The following is a 12,321-nucleotide window of genomic DNA, read 5'->3' as shown; positions in this document are numbered from 1 at the left end:
AGAAGGAACTGAAACAGCAGCTGGCGAGCCTGATGCTGAACAAGTTCTAAACCTTGTTGAAAGTGCGGATATCCCAACAATGGATTCAGCTATCGCTGAAGACGCTGTAGCTTTCAATATTTTGAACAACGTTAATGAAGGTCTTTTCCGTCTTAACGAAGAAAACGTAGCAACACCTGCACTAGCAGAAGGAGAGCCTGAAATTTCTGAAGACGGCTTGACTTACACATTCAAATTGCGTGACGCTAACTGGTCTGATGGTACGCCGGTTACAGCTCACGATTTCGTATTCTCTTGGTCACGCGCGCTTGACCCAGCAGTTGGATCACCTTATGGTCCATACATGATGGCTGGCACGATCAAAGGCGCAACTGAAGTATCTGAAGGTGGAGACCCGGCACAGCTTGGTGTTGTTGCAGAAGACGATAAAACTCTAGTGGTTACACTTGAGCGTCCTACTCCATATTTCATGTCTCTAATGGCTTTCGGTACTTTCTACCCGCAAAACGAAGAGTTTGTAACAGCACAAGGTGCTGATTATGCACAGACTTCCGAGAACCTTCTTTATAATGGACCGTTTGTTTTGACAAACTGGGATATTACTCAAGGCGGCGGCTGGACAATGGAAAAAAATCCTGAGTACTGGGATGCAGAAACAGTTCAACTTGAAACTATCAACGTAAACGTAGTTAAAGAAACTGCTACTGCTATCAACTCTTATGACACTGGTGAAATCGACCGTGCAGGTCTTTCTGCTGAATACGCTTTGCAGCGCGGCAATGATCCAGATGTTAAAAAAGAACTTGAACCAACTTTGTTCTACCTGAAATTTAACCAGGAACGCAATGGTGAAGAAACTCCACTTGCGAACGTAAACATCCGTAAAGCGATTTCTATGGCTTTCAACAAGCAAGATTTGACTGATGTAGTATTGGCTAACGGTTCACTTCCTGCAAACTACCTTGTACCAACTGAGTTTGCTTTCACTGAAGAGGGAGAAGATTTCCGCGAAGTGAATGGCGACTTGACTGGCTTCGATGCTGAACAGGCTAAAGAATTCTGGGCTACTGGCCTTGAAGAAATCGGCCAAACTGAAGTAACACTTGAACTGCTTGGCGGCGACAGCGAATTGGCTGGTAAAATGGACGCTTACTTGAAAGATCAGCTTGAAACAAACCTTGAAGGTTTGACTGTTAATCTTAAAGCTGTACCATTTGCAGTCCGTCTTGAACTTGATGAAGCACAGGACTACGATATCCAGAACTCTGGATGGGGCCCTGACTTCCAGGATCCTATGACTTTCATCGACTTGTTCGTAACTGGTTCTTCTCACAACTTGATGTCTTATTCGAACGAAGAATTCGACAGCTTGGTTGAGCAGGCAAAAGGTGAATTGGCTACTGATTTGGAAGGGCGCTGGCAGGCAATGGCTGACGCTGAAAGAATCCTAATTGAAGAAGATGCAGCTATCGCACCTATTTATCAGCGTGGTTTGATGTCCCTTCAAAAACCATATGTACAGAACATCATTTCTCACCCATTCGGTGGGGATTACAGCTACAAATGGGCTTTCATCTCAGGCAAAGAGTAATTTAACTTAATGTCTCTGGAGTAAAAAGAATAGTAAGAGAGTATATCGATACTTCGGTTTGATATACTCTCTTTTCTAATGCAGGAAAGTTCACCGAAAATTATACCTTTTCTGCTAAATTTGAATGTAAAAGTTTTAATTTTCTTGTGAAAATAAAGCTTATATAATAGAAGTATTCTATTTTGGAGGTGCACCATGGCACGATATATCGGTAAAAGAATGTTTTATATGTTAATAACTTTAATCCTGATTGCCACTTTTACATTTTTTCTAATGAAAATACTACCTGGTTCCCCTATTGCTTCCGCAGATAGATTATCTCCTGAACAAAGGGCAATTGTTGAAGCTTCCTACGGTCTGGATCGCCCTCTTCCGGTTCAATACTTTGACTATATGTTCGGTTTGGTGCAAGGAGATTTAGGAGTCTCCATCAACCAGTTCAAAGGTGCCCCTGTTACGGATATCATCTTGAACCGCATTGGACCATCCGCGCAGATCGGTTTCCAGGGCATGCTCTTCGGTACCATTCTTGGAATACTTTTCGGTATGGTAGCAGCTGTGAAGCAAAACTCCTGGATAGACTACGCCAGTACCACAGTCGCGATCATCGGGATATCGATTCCATCATTTGTATTCGCTTCGCTTCTCCAGTACTGGCTGGCTGTAGAATGGCAGCTTTTCCCGGTAGCTTTCTGGAAAGAAGGATTCATGTCCAGCGTATTGCCTTCATTGGCGCTCGCGATGTTCCCATTGGCTACAGCTGCGCGGTTTATCCGTTCAGAAATGATTGAAGTGCTGGGTTCTGATTATATAACGCTTGCAAAAGCCAAAGGAGCCAGTGGTTCTGAAATTGCATTTAAGCATGCTTTCCGGAATGCTCTGATTCCGCTAATCACCGTTCTTGGACCAATGGCCGTCAGTATTTTGACAGGATCACTTGTTGTTGAGCAGATCTTCGCAATTCCAGGAATCGGGGAGCAATTTGTTACTTCCATTATGGTGCAGGACTTTTCAATTATAATGGGTACTACCATTTTCTTCTCGGTATTCCTCATTTTAGTAATATTAATTGTAGATGTTTTATACGGTGTTATCGATCCTCGTATCCGTCTTTCAGGAGGTAAGAGTTAATGTCTCAAAACTATGAAAAACTGCCTCAAGGTTCTTTTGACAGAATACCAAAAGACACCAAACAGGCTGAGCGTATTTCAAAACCAAGTGTCAGCTTCTGGCAGGATGCATGGCGCCGGCTTAAAAAGAATAAAGGGGCCATTTTCAGTATCATCCTTTTCGGATTGATCGTAATTATGGCGTTACTGGGACCGGTCATCAGCCCATACGAGCCGAATGACCAGACGATCACTCATGCGAACCTTCCGCCAAAAATCCCAGTGATTGAGAATCTTGGAATTTTTAATGGCGTTGGTGAGCTTGGCGGTCAGGAAGTAGATTTATATGAACTGAAAAATGTCGACCAGAATTATTGGTTTGGTACTGATGGCCTTGGCCGCGATATGTTCTCGCGTGTATGGCAAGGTACGCAGGTGTCACTGTTCATCGCTTTTGCCGCTGCGTTGATTGATATGGTGATCGGTGTGGTTTATGGAGGGATTTCTGGATACTTCGGCGGACGTGTGGATGATATTATGCAGCGGATTGTGGAGATCCTGTCCGGTATTCCGAACCTAGTAGTCGTAATCCTTTTCATCATGATCATGGACCCTGGAATACTGGCCATCATTATCGCACTGACCATAACCGGTTGGACCGGTATGTCACGGGTGGTCCGTGGCCAGGTACTCAAATACAAGAACCAGGAATTCGTTTTGGCTGCCCGCACACTTGGTGCGTCAGACAATCGAATCATCTGGAAACATTTAATGCCAAACGTTTTAGGTGTAATCATCATCAATACGATGTTCACAATTCCTGGAGCAATTTTCTTTGAAGCTTTCCTGAGTTTCATCGGGCTTGGTCTGCAGGCGCCTGATGCATCACTGGGCACTCTCATCAATGACGGGTACAAATTAATCCAGTATCAGCCGCATATCCTGGCAATTCCGGCATTCGTATTGAGTTTGATCATGATTTCATTTAACTTGATCGGTGATGGATTGCGCGATGCCCTCGATCCTAAGATGAAAGATTAAGGAGGAAAGCCGAAGATGGAGAAAATTCTACAAATAAAAGACCTCGAACTTTCCTTTAACACTTTTGCCGGGGAAGTAAAAGCTATTCGGGGTGTTAATTTCGATTTATATAAAGGTGAAACACTGGCAATCGTTGGTGAGTCGGGTTCGGGTAAATCCGTAACTTCAAAATCAATTATGCGTCTGCTGCCTGAAAGTTCAGCAGAATTCAAAAACGGGGAAATCCTGTTTGGTGGCAGAGACCTGACGAAATTGTCCGATAAAGAAATGCAAAAAATCCGGGGCAAAGAGATTTCGATGATTTTCCAGGATCCAATGACTTCGTTGAATCCAACAATGCCAATCGGCAGACAGATTACAGAGCCTTTGCTGAAGCACCAGAAAATCAGCAAACCGGAAGCGCGCAAAGTGGCGATTGACCTTTTGCGCCTTGTCGGAATGCCGAAACCGGAATTGCGCATGAAGCAGTATCCTCACCAATTTTCCGGAGGTCAGCGCCAGCGTATCGTTATAGCGATTTCGCTTGCCTGCAACCCGCAGATTCTGATTGCCGATGAGCCGACGACGGCACTGGATGTAACGATTCAGGCACAGATTCTGGAATTGATGAAGGATCTGCAAAGGAAAATTGATACTTCCATCATTTTCATCACCCATGACCTTGGAGTTGTGGCAAACGTTGCAGACCGTGTAGCAGTAATGTACGGCGGTAAAATTGTGGAGATTGGAACAGTGGATGAAATTTTCTATAATCCACAGCATCCTTACACATGGGGCCTGCTTAGCTCGATGCCGTCCCTCGATACCGAAGATGCTAAACTATATACGATTCCTGGAACACCGCCGGATCTTCTAGAGCCGCCAAAAGGCGATGCTTTCGCGCTCCGCAGTGAATACGCGATGAAGATCGATATGGAAATGGATCCTCCATTCTTTGAAATCAGTGATACGCATAAGGCTGCCACTTGGCTGCTTCATCCGGATGCGCCAAAAGTGGAGCCTCCGCTAAGTGTAATTGAAAGAATGAAAAAGTTCCCGGGAAGCCGTTATTATGAAGGGAGCAAAAATTGATGGCTGAGAAATTACTTGAAATTAAAAATTTGAAGCAGCATTTCAACGTCGGCAAAGCGAACGAAGTAAAAGCGGTCGACGGCATCTCTTTTGATATCTATAAAGGAGAAACATTGGGCCTTGTTGGAGAATCCGGATGCGGGAAATCCACAACCGGCCGTTCCATTATCCGTCTGTATGATGCTACCGATGGTGAAGTGCTTTATGAAGGTGAAAACGTTCATGGCAAGAAGTCGAAAAAAGAGCTGAAGAAATTCAACCGCAAGATGCAGATGATTTTTCAAGATCCGTATGCTTCGTTGAATCAACGGATGAAAGTAATGGATATCATCGCTGAAGGCATCGACATTCACGGCCTGGCAAAAGACTCAAAAGAACGCGAACAAATGGTTTTCGACCTGTTGAAAACTGTTGGGTTAAACAAAGAACATGCGAACCGTTATCCGCATGAATTTTCAGGTGGACAACGCCAGCGTTTAGGGATCGCCCGTGCACTTGCTGTAGACCCGGATTTCATCATTGCCGATGAGCCGATTTCAGCACTGGATGTTTCCATCCAGGCACAGGTAGTAAACTTATTGAAAGAACTGCAGGAAGAAAAAGGGCTGACGTATCTATTCATCGCCCATGACCTTTCGATGGTTAAATATATTTCAGACCGCATCGGCGTCATGTACTTCGGCAGAATGGTTGAACTTGCACCTGCAGAAGATCTTTACAATAATCCGATGCACCCGTACACACAATCTCTCCTGTCAGCGATTCCGCTTCCGGATCCAAATTACGAACGCAACCGTGTCCGTAAATCCTATGATCCTGCTTCGCATAATTATACTGAAGGTGAAGATGTTCGCATGAGAGAAATAACTCCAGGACATTTTGTCGATTGTTCTGAGCGTGAATTTGAAGCTTTGAAAGCCGGTATTATAAAAGTGTAAGGAATGGCAATGCCACATGGTGGTATTGCCTTTTTTTTGTTTCATTTTGTCAAAATGATGATAAAATAGAATGAGAAAGACAACTGAGAGGGTGTATTGGCGAATATGAAGAAAATTAAGATGGCTGCAGCAACCGCATTGCTTTTGAGTGGACTTTCAGCAGCACCGGCATTTGCTGCAGAAGAACAGGAAAAGGCGCAGGATTTTACAACACGTACATATAATGCTGTCGAAATTCCATCAGAAGTCCTGGCAAGCTCACAATTATTCAAGTACAATTCAGGCCTCAATTTTGAATACCCTGATGCTGTGCGCGGAATTTTTGTTACGGGCCATTCAGCAGGCGGCGCCCGTTTTGAAAACCTGATCGAACTGGTCGGCAGCACGGATTTGAACGCGATGGTCATTGATATCAAGGAAGATTTCGGCTATATGACCTATGTGCCGGAAGAAGGCTCGAAACTGGCGGAATATGAAATTGGTCAGCCTTATATCAAAGATCCGCGAGCAATGCTGGAACGGCTGGAACAGGAACAAATTTATCCGATTGCCAGAGTGGTCGTCTTTAAAGACTCTGCGCTGGCTGAAAGAAAGCCGGAATGGTCATTCATGGATGGCGGAGCTGTCTGGAAAAACCGCAGAGGTGAATCTTTCGTTAATCCATATATGAAAGAAGTATGGGATTATAACGTGGACATCGCTGTCGAAGCTGCAAAAATGGGCTTTAAAGAAATACAGTTCGATTATGTTCGTTTCCCTGAAGGGTTTGAAAACCGCGCAGACACTTTGCAGTATTCAAGAGGTGAATACGGCGGGGATGAATATGACGGCACTCAGAGCCGTGTGGCTGCCGTGACCGATTTCGTCGCATATGCACGGGAGCAGCTGAAACCGTATGACGTTGATGTATCCGTGGATATTTTCGGCTATTCGGCCACATTGCCGGAAGCACCGGGCATCGGCCAGAACTTCTCACTGATCTCAGAAAATGTCGATGTCATTTCATCGATGATTTACCCGAGCCATTGGACTTCCTACTTTGGCATCGCTAAGCCGGATCTTGAACCATACAAATTAGTAGCGGAGTACGCAAAAGTGGAAAATGCCAAACTGGCTGAACTTGAAAATCCGCCGGTATCGCGCCCTTGGCTGCAGGATTTCACTGCTTCTTATCTGGGAGCAGGCAACTACCTGAGATACGGCAAAGCCGAAGTGGAAGCTCAGATCAAGGCGTTGAATGACAACGGCATTAATGAATTCCTTCTATGGAATGCAGGCAATACCTATTCACCTGGTGTGGACTATACACCGCTGGATTAGATAGTGGAAAGAGGCTGATTTTTAAATCAGCTTCTTTTTTTTGTGGAACTTTTTAATCTTTCAAACGTACTATATAGTATGAGATATTTTCAAAAAGAAATTTCTAATTGAGAATATAATTTTTTTAAATTACGCGTTTAATGTCTAAGAAAAACGGGTAAATTTATTATATGTAAATGTAGTGAAAGTCGAATTATAGCCATTTTGTGACAAGTATTATGCATTTTCTCTATAAATATGCGATTTCTATATTCAAGGAAAGTTAGTTATTGTATAATGTATGTAAAGCTTCTAAATTATATTCATTCTAATTTAGTAACATAAACTGAAATTCCCGAATCCGAAAGGAAGTGTTCAATTATGATGGTTACTCTATTTACTTCCCCAAGCTGTACTTCATGCCGTAAAGCAAAAGCATGGCTGGAAGAGCATGAAATTCCATATACAGAACGCAATATATTTTCTGAGCCACTTACAATCAGCGAGATAAAAGAAATTCTGCGAATGACTGAAGACGGTACAGATGAAATCATCTCTACACGTTCTAAAATATTTCAAAAGCTGAATGTCGATGTGGAAAGCCTGCCGCTCCAAAGATTATACGAGCTTATCCAGGAACATCCTGGCCTCTTGCGCCGGCCTATCATCATGGACGAAAAAAGACTTCAAGTCGGTTATAACGAAGATGAAATCCGCCGGTTCCTCCCTCGTAAAGTGAGAGCTTACCAATTGCTTGAAGCTCAACGAATGGTGAACTGAAAATAAGCTAAAAGCTGTCCGGCCTTTATGTCAATTCATAATGGATCTTTGGACAGCTTTTCTGTATTTAATTTCTGTGATTTTCCTTGCAATTCATGTGCAATTGGAATAGACTCGTAACTAATTATCCGCCCCCAGACTTTGGCATGAAGCATTTACTTTCTCATACAGCCGAAAACACGATATAATTATTTAAGCAACAACACCGCACGGCTTATGAGGAAGATCCTCTTGGTCCAATTCGAAAGGAGAGGTGTAAAATGGAAATAGAACGCATTAACGATAACACAGTTAAATTTTACATTTCCTATCTCGACGTTGAAGAACGTGGGTTCAGCCGTGACGAAATATGGTTTAACAGAGATAAGAGCGAAGAGCTTTTCTGGGAAATGATGGATGAAGTCAATGAAGAGGCTGACTTTGTAATGGAAGGCCCTTTATGGATTCAGGTCCAGGCTTTGGATAAAGGCCTGGAAGTGACGGTTACCCGTGCACAACTGACAAAAGACGGTCAAAAACTGGATATGCCGGATGACATAGAAGAACGCCGTAAAATGTTCTCAAATGACGATGCAGGAGCTGCAACTGAATTTGATGAATTTGAACCGGTATTCAACGAGCCGGATACGAAAAGCCTTGAATACAGCTTTGTATTCTCTGAAGTTGATGAATTGCTTCCGTTATCACGCCGTCTGCAATATGTGCCTCTGGAAACGGCTCTCTACCATTTTGAAGGGAAATACTTCCTTCATGTCCAATTCGACGAAATCCTGCATTCAGATGATGATATTAAAGATCATTTGAGTGTATTCACAGAATATCTTCAAAATTCACCTGTTACCATTCATCGTCTTGAAGAATACGGCAAGGAAATATTCAAAGAAGATGCACTGGCAAATGTGCTTCATTATTTTGGCTGAATGAAAGCCCTGTAAAATCATTATTTAAAACCTGTAAGGAAAAGCATGCCTTTTCCTTACGGGTTTTTTTATGAAATTGTACATTTATACTTAAGTAGTCTGAAAATTGAATATTGTGTATACACTTTCTTCCTTCTATAATATAAGAAAAGGAGAGTGGCAATTATCTTAACTGCTAAAAGTCGGGACAAAACGCTTGTTTATCTGAATGATTCCTTAAGCCGCAGTGAGTTGCGGAAGTTGAGGGAAGGCAATGAGTTTTATTGTCCGGATTGCGGCAATTTGGTGCTGCTGAAAATCGGAGAGATTAAGATTCCCCATTTTGCCCATAAATCTCTTTCCGCCTGTGGTGCGAGTGAGCCTGAATCCGCGCTGCATATCGAAGGGAAGATTTTGCTGCACCACTTTTTCAAGGAAAGACATATTTCCGCTGAACTGGAAAAGTATCTGCCTGTGATTCGCCAGCGGGCAGATTTGTTTGTGAACAGCAATACGGCCATTGAATTTCAGTGCAGTCCGATTGCTGCTGCCGAGGTGTCAAAAAGATCTGCAGCTTATGCATCGCAGAATTTTCATTTCGCATGGATCGCCGGAAGCAGGGAAGAACAGGAAAACGCGGTGCAAGTAGTGAAGATTCTAGAATATCAGAAGGAGATGCTGATTGGCCAGGAAAATGTCAACCATTTGATGCTGCTGAATCCGGATACCCGGAAATTCTATTATTATTCGAATTTGTTTCCGCTCAGCGGCAGCAGGTGGGTGGGCAAAGTCGTGTCCTTGCCGGCAGCGCAGCAGACGTTTCCTTTTGCGGTTCCCAAAAACCTGAACCGCAGTGACTTTGAAAAGGTCTGCACGGTCTTCGCTGCTGTGAGAATGGCTTTTATCCGTTCTCAGCGGTTTGCGAAAAACAGGTACCGCAATCCTTTCTGGCTGCTTTGCTACAAAATGGGCATCGATAAGGACCGTCTGCCTGATTACATCGGTGTACCGGTATTCGGCTCTGAATGTATCGCTGATTATGCAGTCATCTGGCAATTAAAACTGATGCAGGCAAAAAGCCTTGGCCGAAGTATCGACGAAGTGCTGGCAACGGGCTCCATCAAGCTTCACAGAAGAGGAAAAGACAGCCAGGCAAGAAAAGTATTGATGGATTATACGGAATTTCTCGATGAAACGGAAAGAACGGACATGGAGCCTTTCAAACAAAATGATCTTTTATATGCTATCTATTGCAAAAACGTAAGAAAATTGAGAAAATGAAAGGCAGTTCGACTCCCGAAAGAGCAGAACAAAGGAGGAAATATTAATGGCCAATAAATTACTGAAACGCGATGAAGTTCCTGTTGACTTAACCTGGAAGCTCGAAGATATTTTCGCTTCTGATGAAGATTGGGAAAGCGAATTCAAAGAAGTGGGAGCCCTGGCTGAAAAGGCTGGTTCATATGAAGGGAGATTAAAAGAGGGAGCGGAAGCTCTTTACGAAGTCCTGACATATAAAGATGAGTTATCGGAGCGCTTGAGAAGACTGTATACATATTCCCATATGCGCTATGACCAGGATACGACAAATTCAAAATACCAGGCGATGGACAGCCGGATCAAAGCATTATATGCAAAAGTATCAGCGGGTCTGTCATTTTTAACACCGGAAATACTGGAACTTGAGGAAGAAGTTCTGAATGGCTACGTGGAGGACCATGAAGGGTTGAAGCTGTACAGGCATGCCCTGGATGAACTGAATGCTATGCGGCCGCATGTCCTGCCGGCAGAACAGGAATCTCTGCTTGCCCAATTATCGGAAGTCGTAAATTCACCTTCGGAAACTTTCGGAAACTTGAACAATGCAGATTTGGAGTTCCCGGAAATTGGAGATGAAAACGGCGATCAAGTCCAAATCACGCATGGCAATTATATCCGTTTCCTGGAAAGCAAAGACCGCCGTGTGCGGGAAGATGCTTTTAAAGCGGTCTATGCAACTTACGGCAAATTCCTCAATACGTTTGCTTCCACTTTGGCAGGCACCGTCAAACGGGATAACGTCAATGCACGCATCCGCAAATACGATTCTGCGCGGCATGCCGCTTTATCGGATGACCACATTCCGGAAAGTGTCTATGATAATCTCGTCGAAACGGTAAACAATAACCTGCACCTGCTGCACCGTTATGCGGCACTCCGTAAAGAAGTGCTGGGCATCGACAAAGTCCATATGTGGGATATGCATACGCCGCTTGTAAAAGAAGTGAAAATGGAAATCCCTTATGAAAAAGCGACAGGATTGATGCTGAACGGGCTCGCGGCCCTCGGCGAGGAATATACAGGGATTGTAGCGGAAGGCATCCAGAACCGCTGGGTGGATGTGCTGGAGAACAAAGGGAAGCGGAGCGGTGCATACTCATCGGGAGCCTATGGCACAAATCCGTATATTCTGATGAACTGGCAGGATAACGTCGAAAATCTTTTCACCCTGGCCCATGAATTCGGCCACAGCGTCCATAGTCATTACACGCGTGCTTCCCAGCCTTATGTTTACGGAGATTACTCAATCTTTGTGGCGGAAGTAGCCTCTACAACAAACGAAGCTTTATTGAATGAATATATGGTCAACACCACTGCAGACGACCAGGAGCGCATCTACCTGTTGAATCACTGGCTTGATGGTTTCCGCGGCACGGTATTCCGCCAGACGATGTTTGCGGAGTTTGAACATACCATCCATAAGATGGACCAGGAAGGCGAAGCGCTGACTGCCGAGCGGTTGACCGAAGTTTATTACGCGCTGAATAAGAAATATTTCGGTGAAGATGTGGCTGTAGATGAGGAAATCGGTATGGAATGGGCACGGATCCCTCATTTCTATTACAATTATTATGTTTTCCAATACGCTACAGGCTTCAGTGCTGCTACAGCCCTGAGTAAAGGCATTCTGGAAGAAGGGCAGCCGGCAGTTGACCGGTACATCAATGAATTCCTGAAAGCGGGCAGTTCGGATTATCCGATTGAAGTGCTTAAAAAAGCTGGAGTCGATATGACTTCGTCCGCTCCGGTAGAGGAAGCCTGCAAAGTTTTCGAAGAAAAACTCACAGAGCTTGAGAAATTATTGCTGAATAAATAAGCGTGCGAAAGACTAATATGCAGAGAAAGAAAACAGATTATCGAAATTCCGCAAAACAGCTTCGCTTTCCAAAAACCCATGCTCCTGCATCGCTGCGCTGGCTTCGAGAAATTAAAAGATATGCAGCGAAATGCTTACAGCAGCAGTTGTTTCTCAACAGTCTAAAAAAGACAGTCTCTTATCAAAGAGACTGTTTTTTAAATTATTTTAATATAATTGCTTTGTTGGAATACTTCGTTATAATATGACGAATTTGTGAAATTGCTTGTGAAATATTGCATGAACAATTATTTCGTGATAAGGTAAGGTTGTGAAATAAATCACATACAAACATACACCCCTTTGTTTGAGCGTGAACATTTCTCCCATCCCCTTTGTGTAATGAAAAACGCCTGCCGGACGTGGCAGGCGTTTTTCTGTGGCAAAAAAAATAAGCACAGCGCCTCTAGAGGCGCTG

11 protein-coding genes are annotated in these 12,321 nt (G+C 43.8%); 10 read left to right on the top strand and 1 reads right to left on the bottom strand.

Annotated elements, in window-relative coordinates:
• From KW93_RS12150 to pepF, 10 genes are all read left to right on the top strand, one after another.
• On the top strand, positions 1–1,591 hold a 1,591-nt coding region (locus KW93_RS12150), incomplete at its 5' end, for a peptide ABC transporter substrate-binding protein (protein ID WP_033543290.1).
• A gap of 195 nt (positions 1,592–1,786) precedes the next feature.
• Entirely contained in the window at positions 1,787–2,722 is a 936-nt protein-coding gene (opp3b, locus tag KW93_RS12145; protein WP_033543289.1) for an oligopeptide ABC transporter permease, read from the top strand.
• Positions 2,722–3,741, top strand: a complete 1,020-nt coding sequence (opp3C, locus tag KW93_RS12140) for an oligopeptide ABC transporter permease (protein WP_033543288.1) — start codon at positions 2,722–2,724, stop codon at positions 3,739–3,741. The genes opp3b and opp3C overlap by 1 nt, the downstream gene beginning before the upstream one ends.
• Before the next feature lie 15 nt (positions 3,742–3,756).
• Complete coding sequence (locus tag KW93_RS12135; RefSeq protein WP_033543287.1) at positions 3,757–4,812, top strand: ABC transporter ATP-binding protein; 1,056 nt, start codon at positions 3,757–3,759, stop codon at positions 4,810–4,812.
• A complete protein-coding gene (locus KW93_RS12130; RefSeq protein ID WP_033543286.1) occupies positions 4,812–5,750 on the top strand; it encodes an ABC transporter ATP-binding protein in 939 nt (312 codons plus the stop codon). Before KW93_RS12135 ends, KW93_RS12130 begins: the two co-directional genes overlap by 1 nt.
• A 105-nt stretch (positions 5,751–5,855) precedes the next feature.
• Positions 5,856–7,070 carry a putative glycoside hydrolase gene (locus KW93_RS12125; RefSeq protein ID WP_033543292.1) on the top strand — a complete coding sequence of 405 codons (1,215 nt, stop codon included), beginning with the start codon at positions 5,856–5,858 and terminating at the stop codon, positions 7,068–7,070.
• A gap of 363 nt (positions 7,071–7,433) precedes the next feature.
• Complete coding sequence (spxA, locus tag KW93_RS12120) at positions 7,434–7,829, top strand: transcriptional regulator SpxA (protein ID WP_006829729.1); 396 nt, start codon at positions 7,434–7,436, stop codon at positions 7,827–7,829.
• Between the two features lie 260 nt (positions 7,830–8,089).
• Complete coding sequence (mecA, locus tag KW93_RS12115; protein WP_033543284.1) at positions 8,090–8,749, top strand: adaptor protein MecA; 660 nt, start codon at positions 8,090–8,092, stop codon at positions 8,747–8,749.
• A gap of 156 nt (positions 8,750–8,905) precedes the next feature.
• Positions 8,906–10,009, top strand: coding sequence for a competence protein CoiA (locus KW93_RS12110; RefSeq protein ID WP_052131604.1), 1,104 nt, complete (start codon positions 8,906–8,908; stop codon positions 10,007–10,009).
• Between the two features lie 46 nt (positions 10,010–10,055).
• Complete coding sequence (gene pepF / locus KW93_RS12105; protein WP_033543283.1) at positions 10,056–11,864, top strand: oligoendopeptidase F; 1,809 nt, start codon at positions 10,056–10,058, stop codon at positions 11,862–11,864.
• Between the two features lie 237 nt (positions 11,865–12,101).
• On the opposite strand, the gene KW93_RS17830 is transcribed toward pepF, so the two are convergent.
• Positions 12,102–12,321: hypothetical protein (locus KW93_RS17830; RefSeq protein ID WP_033543282.1), on the bottom strand; the 220-nt coding region annotated here is incomplete at its 5' end.

It is taken from the genome of Planococcus sp. CAU13, from assembly GCF_000775575.1.
GTDB lineage: Bacteria > Bacillota > Bacilli > Bacillales_A > Planococcaceae > Planococcus.
Note: the sequence above shows the minus strand (reverse complement) of the source record. Positions and strands in the feature narration are given on the sequence as shown.

Coding starts and splice junctions, on each gene's coding strand:
- opp3b (WP_033543289.1), top strand. CDS start 1,787: ATGGCACGATATATCGGTAAAAGAATGTTTTATATGTTAATAACTTTA.
- opp3C (WP_033543288.1), top strand. CDS start 2,722: ATGTCTCAAAACTATGAAAAACTGCCTCAAGGTTCTTTTGACAGAATA.
- KW93_RS12135 (WP_033543287.1), top strand. CDS start 3,757: ATGGAGAAAATTCTACAAATAAAAGACCTCGAACTTTCCTTTAACACT.
- KW93_RS12130 (WP_033543286.1), top strand. CDS start 4,812: ATGGCTGAGAAATTACTTGAAATTAAAAATTTGAAGCAGCATTTCAAC.
- KW93_RS12125 (WP_033543292.1), top strand. CDS start 5,856: ATGAAGAAAATTAAGATGGCTGCAGCAACCGCATTGCTTTTGAGTGGA.
- spxA (WP_006829729.1), top strand. CDS start 7,434: ATGGTTACTCTATTTACTTCCCCAAGCTGTACTTCATGCCGTAAAGCA.
- mecA (WP_033543284.1), top strand. CDS start 8,090: ATGGAAATAGAACGCATTAACGATAACACAGTTAAATTTTACATTTCC.
- pepF (WP_033543283.1), top strand. CDS start 10,056: ATGGCCAATAAATTACTGAAACGCGATGAAGTTCCTGTTGACTTAACC.